General features: G+C 64.6%; 17 protein-coding genes. 2 read left to right on the forward strand and 15 right to left on the reverse strand.

All coding sequences use genetic code 11. The features are described from left to right. Window positions 1–38: 38 nt before the first annotated feature. Window positions 39–605 (reverse strand): RNA polymerase sigma factor, encoded by a 567-nt coding sequence (locus EJV47_RS14345; RefSeq protein WP_126693847.1) that lies wholly within the window; start codon window positions 603–605, stop codon window positions 39–41. Window positions 606–817: 212 nt separating this feature from the next. Between EJV47_RS14345 and EJV47_RS14350 the strand changes: the two genes are divergently transcribed. Continuing rightward, window positions 818–1,543: an FkbM family methyltransferase gene (locus EJV47_RS14350; RefSeq protein WP_126693848.1), complete on the forward strand. Its 726-nt coding sequence runs from the start codon at window positions 818–820 to the stop codon at window positions 1,541–1,543. 94 nt (window positions 1,544–1,637) lie between these two features. Further along, window positions 1,638–2,210 carry a hypothetical protein gene (locus EJV47_RS14355; protein WP_126693849.1) on the forward strand — a complete coding sequence of 191 codons (573 nt, stop codon included), beginning with the start codon at window positions 1,638–1,640 and terminating at the stop codon, window positions 2,208–2,210. 64 nt (window positions 2,211–2,274) lie between these two features. Here EJV47_RS14355 and EJV47_RS28900 read toward each other — a convergent pair whose 3' ends face one another. The 14 genes from EJV47_RS28900 to EJV47_RS28430 all read right to left on the reverse strand — a co-directional run bounded on the left by EJV47_RS28900 (window position 2,275) and on the right by EJV47_RS28430 (window position 21,907). Further along, a complete protein-coding gene (locus tag EJV47_RS28900) occupies window positions 2,275–2,406 on the reverse strand; it encodes a hypothetical protein (protein ID WP_279389062.1) in 132 nt (43 codons plus the stop codon). A 242-nt stretch (window positions 2,407–2,648) separates the two neighbouring features. Further along, window positions 2,649–4,247, reverse strand: a complete 1,599-nt coding sequence (amaB, locus tag EJV47_RS14360; RefSeq protein WP_207895892.1) for an L-piperidine-6-carboxylate dehydrogenase — start codon at window positions 4,245–4,247, stop codon at window positions 2,649–2,651. A 303-nt stretch (window positions 4,248–4,550) separates the two neighbouring features. Then, window positions 4,551–7,628 (reverse strand): pectinesterase family protein, encoded by a 3,078-nt coding sequence (locus EJV47_RS14365; protein WP_126693850.1) that lies wholly within the window; start codon window positions 7,626–7,628, stop codon window positions 4,551–4,553. A gap of 193 nt (window positions 7,629–7,821) precedes the next feature. Beyond that, a complete protein-coding gene (locus EJV47_RS14370) occupies window positions 7,822–9,567 on the reverse strand; it encodes a T9SS type A sorting domain-containing protein (protein WP_126693851.1) in 1,746 nt (581 codons plus the stop codon). Between the two features lie 386 nt (window positions 9,568–9,953). Then, the gene (locus EJV47_RS14375; RefSeq protein WP_243651163.1) at window positions 9,954–11,462 is read right to left on the reverse strand and encodes a S1C family serine protease; all 1,509 of its coding nucleotides are present in this window, start codon (window positions 11,460–11,462) and stop codon (window positions 9,954–9,956) included. A gap of 202 nt (window positions 11,463–11,664) precedes the next feature. Then, window positions 11,665–12,105, reverse strand: coding sequence for an Hsp20/alpha crystallin family protein (locus EJV47_RS14380; protein ID WP_165903763.1), 441 nt, complete (start codon window positions 12,103–12,105; stop codon window positions 11,665–11,667). A 222-nt stretch (window positions 12,106–12,327) separates the two neighbouring features. Next, on the reverse strand, window positions 12,328–13,146 hold the full coding sequence (locus EJV47_RS14385) for a hypothetical protein (protein ID WP_126693853.1): 819 nt from the start codon (window positions 13,144–13,146) through the stop codon (window positions 12,328–12,330). Window positions 13,147–13,174: 28 nt separating this feature from the next. Beyond that, window positions 13,175–14,368 (reverse strand): M20 metallopeptidase family protein, encoded by a 1,194-nt coding sequence (locus EJV47_RS14390; protein WP_126693854.1) that lies wholly within the window; start codon window positions 14,366–14,368, stop codon window positions 13,175–13,177. A gap of 160 nt (window positions 14,369–14,528) precedes the next feature. Continuing rightward, a complete protein-coding gene (locus EJV47_RS14395) occupies window positions 14,529–15,128 on the reverse strand; it encodes a macro domain-containing protein (RefSeq protein ID WP_126693855.1) in 600 nt (199 codons plus the stop codon). A gap of 202 nt (window positions 15,129–15,330) precedes the next feature. Next, on the reverse strand, window positions 15,331–15,726 hold the full coding sequence (locus tag EJV47_RS14400; RefSeq protein ID WP_126693856.1) for a hypothetical protein: 396 nt from the start codon (window positions 15,724–15,726) through the stop codon (window positions 15,331–15,333). A 4-nt stretch (window positions 15,727–15,730) separates the two neighbouring features. Then, window positions 15,731–16,294 carry a sporulation protein gene (locus EJV47_RS14405; protein WP_126693857.1) on the reverse strand — a complete coding sequence of 188 codons (564 nt, stop codon included), beginning with the start codon at window positions 16,292–16,294 and terminating at the stop codon, window positions 15,731–15,733. Then, the gene (gene deoC / locus EJV47_RS14410) at window positions 16,275–16,988 is read right to left on the reverse strand and encodes a deoxyribose-phosphate aldolase (RefSeq protein WP_126693858.1); all 714 of its coding nucleotides are present in this window, start codon (window positions 16,986–16,988) and stop codon (window positions 16,275–16,277) included. Before deoC ends, EJV47_RS14405 begins: the two co-directional genes overlap by 20 nt. 248 nt (window positions 16,989–17,236) lie before the next feature. Beyond that, entirely contained in the window at window positions 17,237–20,638 is a 3,402-nt protein-coding gene (gene secA / locus EJV47_RS14415) for a preprotein translocase subunit SecA (RefSeq protein WP_126693859.1), read from the reverse strand. Between the two features lie 357 nt (window positions 20,639–20,995). Continuing rightward, on the reverse strand, window positions 20,996–21,907 hold the full coding sequence (locus EJV47_RS28430) for an SDR family oxidoreductase (protein ID WP_207895893.1): 912 nt from the start codon (window positions 21,905–21,907) through the stop codon (window positions 20,996–20,998).

Genomic DNA, 21,907 nt, shown 5'->3' on the forward strand with positions numbered 1-21,907 from the left:
GTGGGGCGCCCTTGGGTGGCCGCTGTTGATGAAACGAGTTAAGACAATCCTTGTTCGCGGGCCAGCTCCAGCAGCTTCTTGCGGGCGCGGCTATACTGCGACTTGGACGTGGATTCGGTGATGCCGAGGATGCCGGCAATTTCGCCGTGGTCGTAGCCTTCCAGCAGGTACAGGGTCAGCACGAGGCGGTAGCCGTCGGGCAGCTCCTGAATGCAGCGGCGCAGCACGTCGGCGCGCCACTGTACGTCGTCCTGCTCGCCCGGGGTTTTGGCGTCCTCCGAGGCGGCCCCGTCGTGCTGCTCGGCCAGGGGCACCAGCTGCAGGCGGCGGTTGCGCAGGCAGTTGATGCTCTTGTTGATGACGATGCGCTTGAGCCAGGAGCCGAACGAGGAGTCGCCCTTGTAGGTGTGCAGCTCGCGGAAGGCGCTCAGAAACGACTCCTGCAGCACGTCCTCGGCCTCGGCGTAGTCGCCGGTGATGCGCAAGGAGGCGTTGAACATCGCCTTGGCGTAGCGCTTGTAAATCTCGGCCTGGGCGCGCCGGTCGCCGAGGCGGCAGCGCTCCACCAGCGGAGCATTAATATCAACGTAAGCAACGGCTTCCATAGGCGCAGCAGTTGGAGGGGTCAGCGAATCACTAACGGCGGCAGGGGGTGGGTAAAGTTCAGACATAGCCGGCAGATTTTCTACTCCCTTAACCGTTAGCACCTCAAAGACCCCGCTGACTTTGCGAGGGTTGCACGGCGTGCAAACACGGCGGATGCGGCGGCTTTTTCCCAACTTTAAAGCCGATTTCTCCCTGCCCCTGCCCTCCGGCCATGAAAGAATTGCTCAAGTCCCTCCTCAAGCGGCTGCCGATTGCCTTCACCAAAAACCAGCAGTACGACGAGCAGAGCCTGGCCGTAATCAAGCGCGTGTGCCGCCCCGACTCCACCTGCATCGACATCGGCTGCCACAAGGGGGAGGTGCTGGATTTGATGCTGGCCGCCGCCCCGCAGGGCCGGCATTTCGGCTTCGAGCCTCTCCCCGACCTGTACGCCGAGCTGAAGCGCCGCTACCACGACGCGGGCCGGGCCGTTATTTCCAACGTGGCGCTGAGCAACTCGAAAGGCACGGCCACCTTCAACTACGTCATCAGCAACCCCGCCTACAGCGGCCTGCAGAAGCGCAACTACGACAAACCCGACGAGCAGGACACCACCATCGAAGTGCAGACGGATCTGATGGACCACGTCATCCCGGACACCCAGCGCGTGGACCTGATCAAGATTGACGTGGAAGGCGCCGAGCTGCAGGTGCTGCAGGGCGCGGTGGAAACGCTGCGCCGCACCCGGCCGGTCATCATCTTCGAGCACGGCCTGGGCGCGGCCGACTGCTATGGCACCCGCCCCGAGCAGGTGTACGACCTGCTGACTGAGCAAGCCGGCCTGCGGGTGTCGTTGATGAAGCGCTGGCTGAAGGGCGAGGCTCCGCTCACCCGGCAGGAGTTCGTGCAGCAGTTCGAGCAGGGCAAAAACTACTATTTCATTGCCTATCCGGCTTAATTATTGCGGCCCGCGTGCCTGCTGATCAAAAAGCGGCCCCGGCAAGCGGGCTACCGTTTTCTAGTCGGAGAGTTTGACTATTTTCCCTTCACTTATGAGGAAAGTACACTTACTGCACCTGCTACTGCCCGCGGCGTTGCTGCTGGCGGGCTGCGACAAAATCGATTTTGGCGACGACAGCATCACCCAGACCAACGCCCAGGGCCAGCAGACCGGCGCGGTAGATGACAGTGACTGGACCACGGATGCCAGCTGGAGCAAGCGGGAAGCCGAGCTGTTCCCGGACCTGCCGTTCAGCTTCGCCGGGCCTACCTCGCCTCGCATTGCCGCGCCGCAGTTTCTGCTTTATCCCAATCCGGCGCCTAAGCACGTCGTTTTTGCCGTAGCGCTGTTTCCGGGCGCCACCGAGTCGATTCGGGCGCGCGTGCATTTTGCCATTGTCGACCGGGCCTACCGGGTGCAGCAGCGCGGCACCTTGTACGCGGAGAATTCCCTGTACAGCAGCCTGCCGGGCTATACCCTGCGCCTCGGCCTGGCGCTGGACCAGGATAAGCTGAAAAAGGGCAAAACCTACCGCATGTACTACGTCCTGGCCGACCAGCATCCGGACGCCGCCAGCCCTAGCTTTCTGGCCAAAGGCCACGGCGACATCAAAATCAGCCGCTAACCCTCAAATGCAAACCGGACGGCCCTTGCGCAGGGGCCGCCCGGTGTTTGCGGTTAAGGGGCCTTTAGCTGACTACCGCCGTTTGCCGACGGGGCACCGGGTGCTTGTTGCGGCCGATGGTCAGCTCGCCCTGGTCGAAAAACCCGCTGCCAAACTTCGACTGGCAGTTGTAAATCCGCGGGCGGATGTTGTACATGCCTTAGATTTCGATGGCCACGAAGCGGGCGTGCTCCAGCATCTTACGGGCCGAGGCGTCGTCGGCAAACAGGTAGCGCTCCGCGCCTTCGGTGTCGGTTTTCAGCAAATCGATGCTGATGATAGTTGAGGGAGATTCCGCCGTTTGAATACTTAGGTTTTGTGCTGCATACAACGATGCCCTCAGAATCGGAAAACTCCCCCTGCGCCGCCCGGGGCTTTTTTGCATTTTCTAAGCTGACGTTAAATATCAAACTTAATACCCTGAGCCAGCGGCAACTGAGTGCCAAAGTTGAGGGTATTGGTCTGACGGCGCATGTAGATGCGCCAGGCGTCGGAGCCGGATTCGCGGCCCCCGCCGGTTTCTTTCTCGCCGCCGAAGGCCCCGCCGATTTCGGCGCCCGAGGTACCAATGTTCACGTTGGCAATACCGCAGTCGGAGCCGGCGTGCGAGAGGAAGGCTTCCGTCTCGCGCAGGTTCAGCGAGAAGATGGACGAGGACAGGCCCTGCCGCACCCCGTTCTGCAGCTCGATGGCGTTTTCGACGCCGCCCGAATACTTGATCAGGTACAGAATCGGGGCGAAGGTTTCTTCCTGCACGGTGTGGTACTCGTTCTTGGCTTCCACCAGCGCGGGCTGCACGTAGGTGCCGGTTTCGTAGCCCGGGCCGCTGAGCACCTGCCCGCCGGTGAGCAGCGTGCCACCTTCGGCCTGCACAGCCTCCAGGGCCTTGGTGAAGCCCTGCACCGCGTCGGTGTCGATAAGCGGGCCTACCAGGTTGCCGTCCTGCAACGGGTGGCCGATGGGCAGCTTCGGATACGCACTGAGCAGGCGCTGCTTCACGTCCTCGTACACGTCCTCGTGGATGATGAGGCGGCGCGTGGTGGTGCAGCGCTGGCCCGCGGTGCCCACGGCCCCGAACAGCACGGCGCGGATGGCCATGTCGAGGTCGGCGTGGGGCGTGAGGATGATGGCGTTGTTGCCGCCCAGCTCCAGCAGGGCCTTGCCCAGGCGGGCGCCCACCACGGCCCCAACCTTCTTGCCCATGCGCGTGGAGCCCGTGGCCGATACCAGCGGCACCCGCTCGTCAGCCGCCATCAGCCCGCCGATTTCGGCGTCGCCGATGATGACGCTGAAGATGCCCTCGGGCAGCTCGTTTTCGGCCAGCACGTCCTTGATGATGTGCTGCACGGCCACGGCCACCAGTGGGGTTTTCTCGGAGGGTTTCCAGATGCTCACGTCGCCGCACACGGCGGCCAGCATGGCGTTCCAGCTCCACACGGCCACCGGGAAGTTGAAGGCCGAAATGATGCCCACTAGGCCCAGCGGGTGGTACTGCTCGTACATGCGGTGGGCGGGGCGCTCCGAGTGCATGGTCAGCCCGTGCAGCTGGCGCGAAAGGCCCACCGCGAAGTCGCAGATGTCAATCATTTCCTGCACCTCGCCCAGGCCTTCCTGCAGGATTTTGCCCATTTCGTAGCTCACCAGCTTGCCCAGCGGCTCCTTGTACTCGCGCAGCTTGTTGCCGATCTGCCGCACAATTTCGCCGCGCTTAGGGGCCGGCACTAGGCGCCAGCTCTTGAAGGCCTCCTGGGCCGTCGTCACCACCTGCTCGTAGTCCTGGGCCGTGGCCATGCGCACCTTGCCGATGAGCTTGCCGTCGGTGGGCGAGCTGATGCTGCGCACCTGCTCGTTGCTTTCACCGCCCCACTGCAGGCCGGTGCTGTAAGCAGCGTTGATTTCCTGGATGCCCAGCTCCTGCAGTACCTGGCGGATGCCGTGGTGGTCGTGGTCGATGACGTCGGTGCCGGTGGCGGTGGCTTCTTCGATGGCTTGTTTCATGGGAATGGTAGGGGAATGCGGCCGGTCGGGGGCCGGAGGACAAAGCTAGCGAATTCGACAAAGCCCCTGGCCCCTACCCCGGCCCTGCCGCAACCTCGCGCCTTGCTACAATTTTCAGTCTGGTCGGCATTCTCAGAAGCAGAGTTAACCGGAAAGTTGGCTTAGCTGAAATCAGCCGTCATGCTGATCTGGCGTCCGTAACGCGAAGGACCTTACCACGCGTGAACAAGTTGTCCAGACGTGGTAAGGTCCTTTGCAGCGCCCAGAATGACAGCTCCTGAACGTATGTAACCCTGGCCCGGCTTACTCGCGCACCAGGCGGCGCACGTCGGTGCCGCCGCTGGTCACGGCGCGCAGGGTGTACACGCCGGCAGGCAGCTGGCCGAGGTTCAGGTGTTGACGAGTAGTGCCGGCGGGCACTTCACCCTGCCAGACGGCCTGGCCCAGGTTGTTGAACACGGTCAGCTGCACGGTTTGGCGGTAGCCGGTCAGTTCCAGGGTCAGGCGGCCGTCGGGCGTGGGGTTCGGGAACAGCTGCAGCGCCGTGCCGGCCAGCGGCTTGGCGGCAGCCGTGATGGTCAGGGCCGCGGAGGCCGGCGAGGCGCAGCCGTTCGTCCCCGTCGTCACCACGGTGTAGGCCCCGTACTGGGCGGCGGCACTCACGGTGTAGGTCGGGCCGGTGGCGCCCGTAATCGGCTGGTTGTTCAGGTACCACTGGTTGCCGCTGCTGGCCGAGCTGGTCAGCGTGGCCGTGCCGGGCGCGCCGTAGGCCACCGTTACCGTCGGGCGCGCCGGGGCGGCGTTGATGGTCACCGTGGCGGTGCTGTTGCAGCTGGCCGTGGCGGCGTAGGTCACGGTGTAAGTGCCGGGCGTGGAGGCGGCCAGGTTGATGAGGCCGGTCGTGGCGTTCAGGCTCAGGCCGGTGCCAGCGCTGAAGGTGCCGCCCGTGGTGCCCGTGACGGTGGGCGCGGGGTTGGTGGCCGACTGGCAGAACGCGGCGGCCGGGTAGCTGAAGGCGGCGTTGCAGGCGGCCGGGGTCACGTCCTCGCCCTTGAACAGCACGTCCTTGAGGAAGGCGTAGCGGCCCGGGCTGGTGGTGCCGGCGCCCACGTACACGCGCACGGTCAGCGTCTGCCCGGCGGTCAGCGTGAGGCCGGTAGCGGCGCTGCTCACGGCGAAGCGGTAGGTATTGGTGGGCCCGGCCGTCTGGTTGGCCAGGACGATGGGCGTGGTGAAGCCGCCGTTATTGGTCGTGGGCAGGGTGGTCGAGCCGAGCTTACCGCCGGCCGGAATGTTGGTCGAATCGGCCGTGGTGAAGCCCGTGAGCGAGGTGACGATGGCCAGGCGGCCGTTGGAAGTATTGTAGAAGGCGGCCGTCATCAGCAGCGAATCCACGCGCAGGGTGCGGCCGGCGGCGGCCGTGAGGGTGAACTGCTCGTAGTAGCGGCGGTCCAGGTTGGCGCTGACCGTCACCGGCGCGGGCGGGTTGGCCGCCGTCGACCAGGAGCCGGCCGCAATGGGCGCCGCGGCCTGTCCGAACTTGTTGGAGTAGCCGCGGATGGTCGTGACGGTGGAGGCGTCCGACACGGTGAGGCGCCGCAGCGTGGCCGCCCCGGCCGTGGCGCCAGCCGAGCGCACCGCCGCGCTGTCCTGGGTCGACAACGCCAGCGGCCACCACTTCAGCGGCCCCGACACCACCTGCGGGGAATTGACCTTGCTGCCAGTCACGGCTACGTTGACCGCCGTAGCGCCCGGGCTGCTGTGCACGATGTTGCCGGCGTAAGTACCCGCCGTGGTGGCATTCAGCCGCACGCTGATGGTGGTAGCGGCCAGGGCGTTGTTGGCCTGGGGCAGCACCAGCGGCGCAGCGGCCGAAAACCAGTTGGCGCCCCCATCAGCCGAAACCTCGTAGCCGGCGGGCGGGGTCACCGTCACGCTGCCGGTCAGGTTCACACCCGAAGCCGCGTAGCTCTGCACTGCCGAAGTACCCGTCTGGTACTGCGCGAAGGCGCCCAGGCCGGCCGCCGCCGTGATGGTCGGAATGCTCGACACCTGGATGGTTTCGGTGGTGTGCCCGGCCAGGCCGGCCTTGGAGGCGCGCAGGTAATAGTAATAAGCCGTGCCGGCGGCGGGCAGTGCGTCGGTGGTCTGGAAGTTCACCAGCGAGTCGGTGGTGGCCGTTACCTCGTGGATTTTGCTGAACGTAACGTTGTCGGCCGAGCGGAACAGCTCGTACTTCACCTGGTTGATGGCCCAGCTGATGTTCCAGCTCAGGGTGGTCTGGGCCGAGCCCTTCACGGCGCGGAAGTTGGCCACGGCAATGTCGGGGGCGGCGCCGGTGCAGAAGCCGGGGGCCACGGTGCACGGGTCCCAGCTGCCAAACACCGTGGCGCGGGAATACTGGGCGGTATCGGCCACGGCCAGCTGCTGCGACCAGGCCGCGCGCTGCCCCGTCGGCAGCAGCTGCCCGCCGTAGTAGCGGCTGCGAAACTCGGCGTAGGTAATCAGGCTGGTGTTGGTGCCCGCGTCCCAGGTAGTCCAGCCGGCCGGCTGCAGCAGCCCCGCGCCCACCGTGCTGTTGATGAATACGGTCTTGTTATTGGCCAGCGGCGAGGAGCCGGTGGAATTCTGCCAGGGTCGGCCCAGGTAGTAGAGCGTACCGCCGGTATTGGCCGGCAGTTTGGTTTTCTTGAACACGTAGCCGTAGGCCTGCCCCGCGGGCGTGTTGGCGGCGGTGATGAACGAGCTGCCGGTGTTGCCCCGGGCCTTGGCGTACACCACGCAGTTCTCAAACAACGCCACCGACGAGCCGAAGATGAAATCCACGTTGCCGTCGATGTAGCAGTCCTTGAAGTAGTGCCGCGGCGTGCCGTTGCCCTTGGTGTACAGGGTGTCCTGGTTGCCCAGAAAGCGGCAATTCTTGAAGGCGGCGCGGTCGGCATTAACCAGCACCGCCACCGCCTGCGACCCGTCGCCGAAGGAGTTTTCAAACGTGATGTTCAGGGCCGAAAAGTCGTCGGCATTCACCGCGAAGCTGGCCGAGTTCTGGGTGCCCAGGGTGCCGCCGCCCGGCGCGGGCGTGCTGGCCCCGTCGTCGTAGGTCAGGATGGTACCGGCCACGCTCTCCCCCACCAGCTGCAGAAACGGCTTATTGGCCGGCACCGTCAGCTTTTCCTTGTAGCGGCCGTTTTTGATGAAGATGGTAAACGCCGCGGTGCGGCCCGTCGGCGCGGCGTTGATGGCCGCCTGCACGGTGGTGTAGTTGCCGGTTCCGTCCTTGGCTACCACCAGGTCGTAAGCCAGGGCGCGGCCACTGACGAGGCTCAGCAGCGCCAGTAAGCAGAGGGTGAGCCAGGCTCGGGGAGTAAATGTGTGGGTCATGCGCGTGGGAATTGGTTAGGGTATGAGGACAGGAGTTCTTCAGGGCAGGAGGGTGTGAGGGTAAGAGGGTAGGAGTCGGGCGAATGAAATGGGGCAATGGAAACGGAGTTGTAAGCCATGCTTCGCATGGAGTCACTGCCTGGTCGTCCCCGAAACTCCTACTCTCCTACCCCCACACCCTCTTACCCTAAACCTATTGGCGCACGAGGCGCGTGGTCAGCTGGGTTTCCCCGTCGGCGTAGCGCAGCAGGTAGCTACCGGGCTTGAGCGCCGCGGCCGAGAGGCGGGTTTCCTGCGTACCGGGGGCGGCGGGCTGAGTGAGCAGCAGCTGGCCGAGCAGGCTGTACACTTGCACGCTGGCGCCGCGGCCGGCCGGCGGGTGCAGCAGGGTCAGGCGGTCGGTGGCGGGGTTGGGAAACAGCTGCAGCACGGTGGCGGCGGCGGTTTTTTCCTTGGCGGCCGTGACCAGGCCGCTCACCAGACCGTTTAGGTAGTTTTCCAGCTGGGTGTAGCCGCTGGCGCCGCGGTTGTTGCGGTCGGCGGCGTTGTTGGGGTTCAGCCCGTTCTGTAGCTCCCAAGCGTCGGGCATGCCGTCCCGGTCGGTGTCGGCGGGGGCGGGCAGGGAGTTGAGCACGGGCCAGGCGCCGGTGGTCTGGGCGTAGGGCGTGCCGTGCGGGAAGCCGCCCTGCACGTCAATCAGCGCGCCGGTGCGGTTGATAACGTCCTGCACGATGCGCTGGTCCAGGGCGTCGCGGGTGGGCAGCACGCAGCCGGCCTGCTGCAGCACCAGGGCGTAGGCGGCCGGGGCGCTCTGCGTGGGCACCGCGGGCAGCGGAAAGGGCGTGGTGGCCTTGGCCAGGGCGGTATCGGCGCGGGTGCCGCCGTTCATCACCACGCCCAGCCAGTTGCGGGCCGTTACCGCCGGGGAGCCGTCCACGTAGTTGTCGGCCAGGTAAAAGCGGCCGTAGGGCAGCACCGGCGCGGAAGTCTGCTTGTAAGGGTTCAGCACCTCGGTGCGGATGGATACGCCGCCGGAGGAGCCGGTGCTGGTGCTCGGGCCGTACTTGTAGTAGTTGCCCACCACGTTGTAGTTGCCGCCTTCGCCGCCGTTCACGTTGTAGCTGGCCCAGTTGTAGACGACGTTGTTGCGGAAGTCGGCGTTTTCCTGCCCGGCGGTGTTGGGCGTGAGGTTGCGGCTGCCGTCGAAGCGCGGCATGCGCCCCCGCATGTGGGCCAGCAGGTTGTGGTGAAACGAGGCCGTGCGCCCGCCCCAGATGCCCCCGTAGGCGTGCCGCTCGAAGTCGGTGTCGCCGGTTTCGAAGTGGTAGGAGTAGTCCAGCGGCTCGCTGATGATGTTCCACTGCAGCGTGGTGGAGTCGCCGCGGTACACCGTGCAGGCCTCGTCGGCCGACCAGCTCATGGTGCAGTGGTCCACCATGATGTTCTTACGGCCCAGCCCGCCGAAAGCGTCGCCGCTGCCGCTGCCGTTGACCATGCCCTGATTCTGGTTTTTGTCGCCCAGCCGGAAGCGCACGAAGCGGATAATGACGTTATCGGCGCTGAGCGTCACCGGGTAATCGGCCAGGCAGATACCGTCGCCGGGCGCGGTCTGGCCCGCCACGGTGGTGTTGGCCCGCGTAATGCGCAGCTCCGATTGCAGGTGAATCGTGCCCGACACCCGGAAGACTACCGTGCGATAGGGCGCCGCAGTGGTCAGGGCGTAGCGCAGGCAGCCCGGCTGCCCGTCGTCGAGCAGGTTGGTGACTTCAAAAACGGTGGTGGCCGTAGCCGTGGTGCCGCGGCCGCCGGTGGTGAATTTGCCGGCGCCTTCCGCACCCGGAAACGAGGGCAGCTGCGCCTGCGCGCCCAGGGCCGCCAGCACGCACGCCGCGGCCAGCCCGCTGCGGCGCAGGCCGCGGACTGTAAAAATCAAAACCATAAAAAGGGAGCAGGAGGTGGGAATCGGCCCCGGCGCCAACGGCCCGCACGCCCCGGCCGGGCGTGCTGAAAACGGGCCCTTCGGCGCCGGGCAGACCCGATGTTAGGGCGCCAGCTCCCGGTTTTGTCCTACCAACCGGCGCTTTATTTGCGCAATCGATGTCGGCAACGTTATCGGCAACGATGCCGGAAATTCAGCCACTTACGCACTCTTCGTTCCCCAAGTCGCAGTTGCGGCCAGTCCATTTTGCTTGACTGCAGCGCAACTGTGCCTTCCCGTTCTTCCTTCTGCCTTACTACTACCCGCCCCGGCCTTGTTTGCCCCCCAGGCCCAACAAAAAAGCCCCGCCGGGTTGGGCGGGGCTTTAGAGTCAATTCAGCAGCCGGTTATTCCGACTGACCGATGGGGTAGTACGCCTTGCGGCCATCCGGGTACACGCCTTCCACCAGCGCGCCCTGGCTTTGCTTGGCCGCGTCGAGGTAGCGCTTCACATCCTGGGGCTTGGTCACCTTGTTCTTGTCGATGCGGGTGATGATAAACCCGTCGCCGATGCCGGTGGCGCGGAAGTTGGAGCCGCGCACGCCGCTGATTTTGGCGCCGCCTTCGATGTCCAGCTTGTTCTGCTCCTGCCGGCTCAGCGACGAGAACTTGGCGCCCTCGTACTCGATGGAAGCGGTGCTTTCCTCCCGCACGATGTCGGTCGTACCCGAGGCGTTGCGCAGGGTGGCGGTGGCCGTCTTCCGGTCGTCGCCGCGCAGGTAGCTCACCTTGATTTTGTCGCCGGGGCGGAAGCGGGCCACCTGCTCCTGCAGCTGCGAGGAGGTGTTCACCTTCACCCCGTTGATTTCGGTGATGATGTCGCCCTCTTTCAGGCCAGCATCAGCGGCGGCGCTATTCGCGCTCATGCCCATCACGTACACCCCGTCGAGCGACTTGAGCTTTTTCTCCGAGGCCAGCGTGGCGTCCACCTCGCGGATGTTCACGCCCAGCAGGGCGCGCTGCACCACTTTGTACTTCAGCAGGTCGTCCACCACCTTGCTCACGATGGCCGAAGGCACGGCAAAGGAGTAGCCCTCAAACGAGCCGGTGTGCGAAGCAATGGCCGAGTTGATGCCCACCAGGTCGCCGTTCAGGTTGACCAGGGCGCCCCCCGAGTTGCCGGGGTTCACCACCGCGTCGGTCTGCAGGAACGACTCGATGCCCATGCGGTCCTCGCGGTTGAGGATGTTGATGTTGCGGCCCTTGGCGGAAATAATGCCGGCCGTCACGGTCGAGTTCAGGTTGAAGGGGTTGCCCACGGCCAGTACCCACTCCCCTACCTTCACGTTGTCGGAGTTGCCGTAGCGCACGAAGGGCAGGTTGTCGGCGTTGACTTTCAGCAGGGCCAGATCGGTCGTGGGGTCGGCGCCCACCAGCGTGGCGGAGTACTTGCGCTTGTCGTCGAGCACCACCTCAATCTTGTCGGCCTTGTCGATGACGTGGTTGTTGGTCACGATGTAGCCGTTGGCCGCGATGATAACGCCCGAGCCCGAGCCGACCTGCGGCCCCTGCTGCTGCCGGCGCATGCCCCCGCCGTCAAAATCGTCGCCGAAGAACTGCCGCAGGAACGGGTCCATGCGAATCTGGTCGTTCTGCGCCATTTTCGGGGCGTACTCAGTCATCACGTGCACTACGGCCGGCGTCACGGCCGAGGCGGCCGCCACGAAGTTCAGGCCTTCGGGCACGTTGTAAGTGGAGTTGTGCAACGCGCTGGTGTAGCGCACGTTGGGGTCGGCAGCTACGACCTGCGGCGCATCAGTACGCGCGGGTTCCAGCAGCTTGTACCCGCCCACGGCCACGCTCCCGCCCAGTACGGCGGAGCCCAGGAGGCCGAGCATCATTTGTTTGGCTTGCATGGGGTAATGTAAGAGAAGGAAAACTTGAGAGTCGGCGGTTAAAGTACGAAGCCTTTCGTGAAGCTGCAATGCGCCATCGGGGCTTTAAACGTAAGATACCCGCGGCTTCGTACAGAGTTGCATCGAGTGCTGCTACAGCAACACGCGGGCCAACAAAAAAGGCACCAACGAAAGGTGCCTTTTTTGCAGTGGACGCTGACAGTTAGCGCACTTCAATCTGGCGCTTGGTGGTTTTATCGGTGTCGAAGGGCAGCGTCAGGCGCAGCACCCCGTCGGTCATTTCGGCCTGAATGGCGTTCTGGTTGACGGTGTCGGGCAGGCGGAACTTGCGCGAGAAGGTGCCGTAGCTCGACTCGGCGCGGCGCACTTTCACGGCGTTTTCGCCTTCGGTCACGGGAGCTTTCCGCTCACCGTTCACCGTCAGGGTGCCTTCCTGCACGTCGATGGTCAGGGCCTCCTTGGCTACGCCGGGCAGGGTCAGCTGCAGCTCAAAGCCGGTGGCGGTTTCGAGCACGTCGGCGGCGGGGTGGAAGCCGGTGTTGGGAGTAAACCCAGGCAGGGTGTCGTTCAGCAGCTGGCTGAACACGGCGTCGAAGGGACGAACTGCGCGGCGGGCCGGAAGGGTGTTGAACAAGGTTGCCATAGTGGTATTAAGTTGGGTTGAGTTCAAGGTTGGAGAGGCGTCCGGCATCGTGCGGACGACTTCCTTCCTATCAATTTCGTACCAACCGTTTACACCAGACAAAATGTCTTAAAAAGTCCTGACCAGAATTTCACCTGCACCAAAGCCAAAGACACTTATTCAGCCCATCTACTCTAAACGTACTATTTCGGCCTTCAAACGATCAGACAAAATGACACCAATCTAGTGCTGAGTGGGCAGCTGCACCCGCTCGAAGGGGGAACCGCCGGGGAATAAGGTGTAGCGCAAGTCCAGCCCGACGACGGGCGTGCGCACGTTGGTACGCCCCCCCGATATCAGGTTACCAGCGGGGTCGTACTGGGGCAGGTACACGGCGAAGGTGCTCTGCCGGGCCACGTAGGGCGTCAGGTCGAAGTGGTCGGACAGGCGCAGGCCCACTTCGGCCCGCCACTGGGCGTAGTCGACGGTGCGCTCCTCGGGGGCGTCGTCGGGGGGCTGCAGGCGGATGTTCATGGCCGCTTCGTAGGCCAGGCGCGGGCGCAGCTTCAGCTTCTCCCCCACCGATACCACGCGCTCCAAATCCAGGCGCAGGCGGGCCATGCCCAGGTTGCGGGCCGGGGCTTTCTGCGTGAGGTATTCCACGCTCAAGCGCTGGCCGAAGGTGAGACCGAACACGTCGCCGCGGTGCCGCAGCAGCACTTCGGGTCGGAATTCCGTCCGGATGCGGCTCACGTCGATGTTGCCGAACGACTCGTAGAAATTCAGCCGGGCATTGCCCCCCAGGCTCCAGCCGTCGGACAGAAAATGCTCGTAGCCGCCCTGCAGCCAGTTGAACTGAAAAGCCCCGCCGTCCAGCCCGTTGCCGAAGCTGTGCTGGGCGTGCAGGCTGGTCCAGAAATAGTCGCCGTTGCGCAGGGGCAATTCCAGCTGCAGCTCGGTGCGCTCAATCAGCGGGGTAGACAGCTTACGCTGGGCCAGCGTGGTACCGGCGGCAGTCAGCACCAGCAGGCCGCTTACTAACAGGGGTCGGAATAGGTTCATACGCGGCAGAGGCGAGGTATCGGGCAGATTATTCGGCGGCCAGCTCGTGCAGGGCCAGCCAGGCCATCAGGCCCGGCCCCACGGTGAGGGCGTGGGCTTCTACGTCGAAGGTGGGGGTGTGGACGGAAGAAGCAAAGCGGCCGTCGAGGGCGCGGGTGCCAAGGCGGTAGAAGCAGCTCGGGGCCTGCTGCGAGTAAAAGGCAAAATCCTCGGAGGCCATCCACTGGTCGATGTCCACTACGTTGTCGGCGCCGAGGTAATCAACCATGGCGGCCCGCACGCGGCCCGTGACGGTATGGTCGTTGTCGAGGCAGGGGTAGCCGCGGCGGATTTCCAGCTCGCAGGTTGCCCCCATCGAGGCGGCCAGGCCTTCGCAGAGCTGGCGCAGGTGCCCGTGGGCCTGCTCGCGCCACTGCTCGTCCATGGTGCGGAAGGTGCCCTCGATGTAGACTTCGTTCGGAATGACGTTGGTGGCGCCCTGGGCAATGACTTTGCCGAACGACAGCACGGTGGGAATCTTGGGGTTGGCGCGGCGGCTCACCAGTTGCTGGGCGGCCACAATCAGGTTGGCCGCCACCAGCACCGTGTCGATGTTCTGCTCGGGCATGGCGCCGTGCCCGCCCTTGCCGCGCACCGTGAGGTACAGCTCGTCGGCCGAGGCCATGTAGCGGCCCGCGTGGATGCCCACCTGGCCAGCCGGCAGCTGCGGAAACACGTGCTGGCCCAGCACCGACTGCGGCGCGGGGTTGTCGAGCACGCCTTCCTTGATCATGATGGACGCCCCGCCGGGCACCAGCTCCTCGCCGGGCTGAAACATCAGCTTCACGGTGCCTTCAAACTCATCGCGCAGCTGGGTGAGGATGCGGGCCGCGCCCAGCAGGGAGGAAGTGTGCACGTCGTGGCCGCAGGCGTGCATCACGCCGGGGTTCTGGGAGCGGTAGGGCACCTCGTTCTGCTCCTGAATGGGCAGCGCGTCCATGTCGGCGCGCAGGGCCACGGTGCGGCGGCCGGGGTTGCGGCCTTCGATGAGGGCTACGAGGCCGGTGGTGGCAATGGGCTGGGGTTCCAGGCCCAGCTTGCGCAGCTCGGCGGCTACGTAAGCGGCGGTTTCAAACTCCTTGAACGACAGCTCGGGGTGAGCGTGCAGGTGGTGGCGCTGGGCTACCACGTCGGTGGCCTGGGCGGCGGCCAGTTCTTGGATGCGGGAAAGCAAATGCTGCATGCCCGCAAGGTACGGCGGAAACGGCGGCCGCGGGGCGGGTGGGAAGGGTGGCCGCTGTACGGGTGTTTTCAACACTTGAAAAGTAGCCGTACAACTCCCTCACTGATTTTTGTACGGCTACTTTCTAAAGTTGAAAACTACCCGTACAACACCAGCCGCCTCAGTGCGTGTAAATCATGCCCTGCGGGTTCAGCTGCCAGTGGTAGCGCTGGGCGTCGCCGAAGTTTTGGAAGCTCAGGCGCTGGCCCAGCTCGATTTCGCAATAGGCGGCCAGCATTTGCCGGGCGGCTATTTCGGGCTGCATGCGGCCCACGCCGGTGCACATGCCGGGCACGGCTACCGTGGCAATCCGCTCGTGGGCCCGGGCCTGAATAAGCACCGCCTTCATGGCCAGATAAGCGTTGATGGAAGTCGGGATGTTGAAATTGGTGGGCACCCGCATGGTCGGGGCCGAAATCAGGTAGGGAATCTGCGCGTCGCCGGTTTCGAGCACCAGGGCCCGGCCTACCAGCAGCTCCCCTTCGGGCAGCGCCCAAATCTGCCGCTGCAGCTCGTCCTGCAGCCCCCAGCCCAGCCGCTCGGAAATGGCGTAATCGACGCCGCCATCCATGAAGCCAAAGGAGTTGGCCGGGCTGACGATGGCGTCGCAGCTCACGCGAGTCAGGTCGCCCTGCTGCACTTCCACGTTGGGCTGCCCGTCGAAGGCGGCGCGCCAGGCCTCCACCATGCGCGGACTTTGGTCGATAAGTAAGTAGTGCATCGGCTGGGTACTAAAACTGGCGCCGGTTTAGCTGGCGAAGACAGCGTAACCGGTGCCGAAAATAAAGCAGGTTTTCAACCTGCGCGAGACGTTGCTCTGGTATCCTGACTCTGCTCGTCCAAGCTCCGGAAGCAGGCTGAAAGCCTACCTGATAATAGGCACCGGTTACGCCGTCTTCGACGGCTAAACCGGCGCCAGCTGCCTATTCAAACAGCAGGCTGATGTGCGGCTTCACCGACAGCAGCAGGGTGCGGCCCAATAGGTTGGGACTGAAAGCGGCGTCGAGCTGCTCGTCGGAGAGGGTGAGGCGGTTGACCAGCACGCAGTCGGCAAACTCCAGGTACTGCCCGCGCTTGTCGTTGTTGTAGCGGATGCGGCCCCGCACGGCCACCGTGAGGTCCAGCAGAATGGCCTCGGTGGTGGTTTGCACCAGCGTGAGGTCCACCATGCCCAGCTCCGACCACAGCGAGACGAGCAGCATCAACCCCTCGTGGCGCACGCGGAAGTGCAGGCCGCCGTTGGCGTCCTCCACCGGCACGCCTTCCAGGCCCTGCAACACATCCAGCTCCTGCCACTGCAGCTGACGAATGAGCGGCATAGGGCTAGAAGCGGGTTTTGTTGATGAGCACCTGGGCCGGCTGCAGCTCCGCCTTGGGCGCCAGCGGCCGGATGCGCAGCATGGCCCGCTCGGCCTCCAGGCGCGTCGGGTAGTCGCCGATGTGGAGGCGGTACACCGGGTTCTTGAAGGTCATGTAGTCCGTCTCCTCCGGGTAGCGGCTGATGACGGCCCGGCGAATGGCCATGACCTGCTCCCGGTCGAGCCCCACGTAGGCCTGAATGCGGAAGCCCGCGGTGTACTTCACGTTCTGGTTGGTGTAGGCCTGGTCGCGCAGGCGCTGGTCAATCAGGGCGTTGACGTGGGCCGTGGGCGTGGCGGCGGTTTTGGCGGTCAGCGGCTTGGGCGCGGGCGGGGCGCTGAACTTGGGCCGGTAGCGGCTCAGGTCCTCGGCCGGCTGGCTGGCCTTGGCGGTGCCGGTGGCCGCGGCGGGCCGGGTGGTGTCGGGGGCGGCGGTGGTAGCGGCGGAAGTGGCCGGCCCGGAGGCGGCGCAGCCGGCCAGCGCCAGCGTGGCAAGCAGAGCGGGCACGTTAGTAAGCAGTCGGTTCATGGGTGGAGGCGGCGGCTTGGTCGGAATCGGGCGGGGCGAGCAGGGCCAGGCCGGCGGAGGCCCCGAGGCGGTCGGCCCCGGCCTGCACCAGGGCCACGGCCTGCGCGTGCGTGCGGATGCCGCCCGAAGCCTTGATACGGATATGAGCGGGCAGCTGGTCGCGCATGATTTGAATATCCGCCACCGAGGCGCCGCGGCTGGCAAAGCCGGTGGAGGTTTTCACGAAGTCGGCGCCGGCCGCCGCGCACAGGTCGCAGGCCCGGCGGATTTCGGCCTCGTCCAGCAAAGCCGTTTCGATGATGACCTTCAGAATGCCGCCGCGGAAGTGGCACAGCTCGGCCAGCTGCCCCAGCTCGTCCTCCACCTCCGCGTCGCGGCCAGATTTGAACGCGGCCACGTTCATCACCACGTCGATTTCGGTGGCGCCCTCGCTCAGGGCCTGGTGCGCCTCGAAAAACTTCACCTTGGTGAGCTGGTAGCCCAGCGGAAAGCCCACCACCGTGCACACCTTCACCCCGGAGTCGTACAGCTCGTTGGCGGCCACGGCCACGTAGCAGGGCGGCACGCACACGCTGGCGAAGTGCGCCGCCCGCGCCTCGGCGCAGAGCTGCTCAATCTGGGCGCGGGTAGCGTCGGGCTTCAGCAGCGTGTGGTCGATGCGGGAAGCCAGCATCACGGATTCTTGCGGATTCATCCGGATTTCGCGGATTTTGTGGACGATTAAATCACGGATTTCTGCGGATTCATCCGGATGAAACGGATTACATGAACAATTCGCGGCAGGTATATACTTGCCCCATTCAATATAGTCAACGCTGAAATCAGAGGACAAAAGTAGTCCCAAAAAGCCGGAGCCACGGCTTGTAGCCGTGGCTCCGATTCACTGAACGACAATCGTCCACAAAATCCGCGAAATCCGTCGAATCCGCAGAAATCCGTGATTTAGTCGATAATCACGGCGCGGTTGCTGAGCACGTCTTCTTCCACGCTCTTGAACTTCACGTCGCGCACGATGCGGCCGTCCATGTACTGCACGCTCACCTTGTCGTTGCGGTTGGCAATTTTCTGCGAACGAACCGGCTCCTGCCGCTCCACGATGCCCTCGGCGTTGTCGTCCTCGGCCGCGTAGCCCGATTCGAGCTGGGAGTGCACCTGCTCCTTCTCGGCCTTCACGCGGGGCTGCGGGATGCGCGGCACGGTGTCGGCCTCCTCGAAGAAGATTTCCGGCTCCTGGCCCGGGCCCTGCGTGGTAGCCGGAATGTCGGCGTGGAACAGGAAGGTGACGGTGTCCTCGTTCACCTTGCTGATCATGCGCTTGAACAGCTCGAACGACTCGAACTTGTACACCAGCAGCGGGTCTTTCTGCTCGTACACGGCGTTCTGCACCACCTGTTTCAGGTCGTCCATCTGGCGCAGGTGCTGGGTCCAGGCCTCGTCGATGAGCGACAGCACCACCACTTTCTCCATGGCGCGGATCAGCTCCTGCCCGTTGGTCTGCTGGGCCTTGCGCAGGCTGGCCACGGCCGTCACCTGCTTGCGCTGGTCGCTGAAGGGCACGGCAATGTTTTCGAACGGGGCGTTCTGGGCCAGCAGGTCATTCACCAGCGGCAGGGCCGACTCGCCGATGACCTCGTTCTTGGAGTGGTAGTAGCCCAAGGCTTCGTCGTAGAGCTTCTGCACCAGGGCCGGGGCCGGCTGGGCGGCAAACTCGCCGGCCGCAATGTGGGTGTCGTAGCCAAACACGCGGATGATGGCCAGCTTGAAGTCCTCAAAGTCGCCGCTGGCCTTGTGGCCCGCTACGATGTCTTCGGACACCTCGTAGATCATGTTCCACACGTCCAGCTCCAGACGCTCCCCGAACAGGGCGTTGCGGCGGCGGCGGTACACCACCTCGCGCTGGGCGTTCATCACGTCGTCGTACTCCAGCAGGCGCTTGCGCATACCGAAGTTGTTTTCCTCCACCTTCTTCTGGGCGCGCTCAATCGACGAAGTAATCATCGAGTGCTGAATCACCTCGCCCTCTTCCAGACCCATGCGGTCCATCAGGCGGGCAATACGGTCGGAGCCGAACAGGCGCATCAGGTTGTCTTCGAGCGAGACGAAGAACTGCGAGGTACCCGGGTCGCCCTGGCGGCCCGAGCGGCCGCGCAGCTGCCGGTCGACGCGGCGGCTTTCGTGGCGCTCCGTGCCGATGATGGCCAGACCGCCCGCCTCGCGCGAGGTTTCACGCAGCTTGATGTCGGTACCGCGGCCGGCCATGTTGGTGGCAATGGTGACGGTGCCGGGGTAGCCGGCATTCGACACGATTTCGGCTTCGCGCTGGTTCTGCTTGGCGTTCAGCACCTGGTGCGGAATCTTGCGCAGCTGCAGCAGGCGGCTGATGATTTCCGAGTTTTCCACCGTGGTGGTACCCACCAGCACCGGGCGGCCGGCCTTCACCAGCTCCTGGATTTCCTCGGCCACGGCGTTGTACTTCTCGCGCGTGGTCTTGTACACCTTGTCGTGCTGGTCCTTGCGCTGAATGCCGCGGTTGGTCGGGATGACCACCACATCCAGCTTGTAGATCTGCCAGAATTCGCCCGCTTCCGTTTCGGCCGTACCGGTCATGCCGGCCAGCTTGTGGTACATGCGGAAGTAGTTCTGCAAGGTCACCGTGGCGTAGGTCTGCGTGGCGTCTTCGATGCGCACGTTTTCCTTGGCCTCGATGGCCTGGTGCAGGCCGTCGGAGTAGCGGCGGCCTTCCATCACGCGGCCGGTCTGCTCGTCCACAATCTTCACCTTGTTGTCCTCGCTGATGATGTACTGATCGTTCAGCTCGAACAGGGTGTAGGCTTTCAGCAGCTGGTTCACCGTGTGAATACGCTCCGACTTCTCCTGGAAGTCCTGCATCAGGTGCTCCTTCTGCTGCAGGCGCTCCTCGGCCGTCAGGGCCTTGTTGTTCTCGATGGCGGCCAGGTCGGTGCCGATATCGGGCATGATGAAGAAGTTGGGGTCTTCCCCCTGGCCGGTAATCAGGTCGATGCCGCGCTCGGTCAGCTCAATCTGGTTGTTCTTCTCGTCGATGGTGAAGAACAGCGGCTGGTCGGCCTGGGGCATCTGGCGCGAGTTGTCCTGCAGGTAGTGGTTTTCCACCTTCTGCAGGATGGCGCGGTTGCCGGTTTCCGAGAGGAATTTGATGAGCGGCTTGCTCTTGGGCAGGCCGCGGTAGGCGCGGAACAGCGCGAGGCCGCCCTCCCCTTCCTTGGGCCCGTCTTTGCCTTCCTTGAGCTGGCGCTTGGCGTCGAGCAGGTACTGCTGCACCAGCTTTTTCTGCTCTTCCACCAGGCGCTGAATGCGCGGCTTCAGAATCTGGAATTCGTGCACGTCGCCGCGGGGCACCGGGCCGCTGATGATAAGCGGGGTCCGGGCGTCGTCGATGAGCACGGAGTCCACTTCGTCGACCATGGCGTAGTGGTGCTTGCGCTGCACCAGCTCTTCCGGGTCGCGCGCCATGTTGTCGCGCAGGTAGTCGAAGCCGAACTCGTTGTTGGTGCCGTAGGTAATGTCGGCGAGGTAGGCCTGGCGGCGGGCGTCGGTGTTGGGCTGGTGCTTGTCGATGCAGTCACACCGCATGTTGTGAAACTCGTACAGCGGGGCCATCCACTCCGAGTCACGCTTGGCCAGGTAGTCGTTGACGGTTACCACGTGCACGCCGCGGCGGGCCAGGGCGTTGAGGAAGGCGGGCAGCGTAGCCACCAGCGTCTTACCTTCACCGGTGGCCATTTCCGAAATCTTGCCCTGGTGCAGCACCAGGCCGCCGATGAGCTGCACGTCGTAGTGCACCATCTCCCAGGTCATTTCGGCGCCGCCGGCCATCCACTTGTTCGGCCAGATGGCTTTGTCGCCCTCGAAGCGGATGTGCGGACGGACGCGCGCCAGGCTACGGTCGTGCTCAGTGGCCGTTACCACCAGCTGGCCGTTTTCCTTGTAGCGGCGGGCGGTTTCCTTCACGATGGCGAAGGAGCGCGGCGCAATTTCCATCAGCACTTCTTCCAGCTGCACGTTGCGCTGCTTTTCCAGCGCGTCGATCTGGTCGAAGATCTGTTCCTTTTCCTGAATGTCGAGGTTGGGCTGGTCGTTGATCCGCGCGTGCAAGCCGGCAATCTGGGCATCCACGGCCTGCAGGCGCTCATCGATGATGCCGCGCAGCTCGTCGGACTGGCCGCGCAGCTCGTCATCGGAGATGCCTGCCAGTTTGGCGTATTCGGCGTTGATGGTCGCCACGTAGGGGATGATGCCTTTCAAGTCCCGCTCCGACTTGGTGCCGAAGACTTTCGTGACGGCCTTCCCGATAAAATCGAACATGCTGTAGAGGAAAATGTACTGAATGCGCTGGGGCGCACCTCAAAAATACGTTTTCTGAGGGAAAAGCCCCCGACGCGTTATCAGATGCCCCAGAAATGAACAACCCCGCTCCCTCAAAAAGAGTGCGGGGTTGAGTCAGAAAGCATTATTGTCAGGTTTGAATGGGCGGCCGGGCGGCGCGGGTGCCCAAGTGGCATAAGCTTGACTACGTCGACCTTCGGTTCAGCTTGTGCTGGCGCTGAAAGCGCCAAGGCAGATATGCGCAGTCAGGGTCACTTCAGGCGGCCGGCGTGGCTTCAGACAATCCAAGCTACGCAGATCCGAATTGCGGCCGTTGGCCGCAGCACAAGCTGACGCTTATGCCACTGCCTCCCCTTTCAGCGTGCACTCGTCGGGACTGGCAACGCTGACGTCGCGCAGGTAACGTCCGAGGCCGTCTTCCACCGAAGGCAGTACGATGCCGCGGTTGCTGCTGAGGGCACTGAAAGCCGGCCGCGGGGCCGCCCAGCCGAAAGCGGCGGCGGGGCGCGGACGCACCAGAGCAGTATTCAGCTCGGCGCCTTCGGCGGCCAGCTGCGCCAGCCGGGCCCAGGTGTAGGTGCCGTGGTTGGCCACGTGCCAGATGCCGCTTTCCTCGTCGATGAGCAGGTCCAGCGCGGTATTGACCAGATCGGGCACGTAGGTGGGCGACACCTGCAAATCGTCGGCGGCCTCGAACACGCGGCCGCCGCGCAGGGCCTGCAGGGCGTAGTGCACGAAGTTGTACTCGTCCCAGGGGCCGAAAAAGGCGCTGGTGCGCACCACCAGGGCCCGGGGCAGGGCCGCCAGCACGTCGCGCTCGGCCAGGCTCTTGCTGTGCCCGTACACGTTCAGCGGCCGCTTGGCGTCGCCCTCGGTATAGGGCACCGACTGCTGCCCATCGAACACCAGATCGGAGGAAAAGGCCAGCAGCTGCACGCCGCGGTGGGCGCAGGCCCGGGCCAGCACCTTGGGCCCGGTAGCATTGACGCGGTAGCACAGGGCGGCATCCTTCTCCGCCTCGTCGACGCGCACGTAGCCGGCGGCGTTGACGACGGCCCAGGGTTGGTGGCGCTGCAGGGCCAGCTCCACGGCCACGGGGTCGGTGATGTCCAGCTCGTGGCGGCTGAGGCAGACGGTGGGCAGGTTGCGGATGTCGCAGATGCGCTGAAACGCCCGGCCCAGGGTGCCTTGGGCACCGGTAATCAGCAGCGGCGGCGCGGCCGTTGCGGATAGCTGAAATGCGTTCAT

The sequence above is a fragment of the Hymenobacter gummosus genome, assembly GCF_003970915.1.
GTDB lineage: Bacteria > Bacteroidota > Bacteroidia > Cytophagales > Hymenobacteraceae > Solirubrum > Solirubrum gummosum.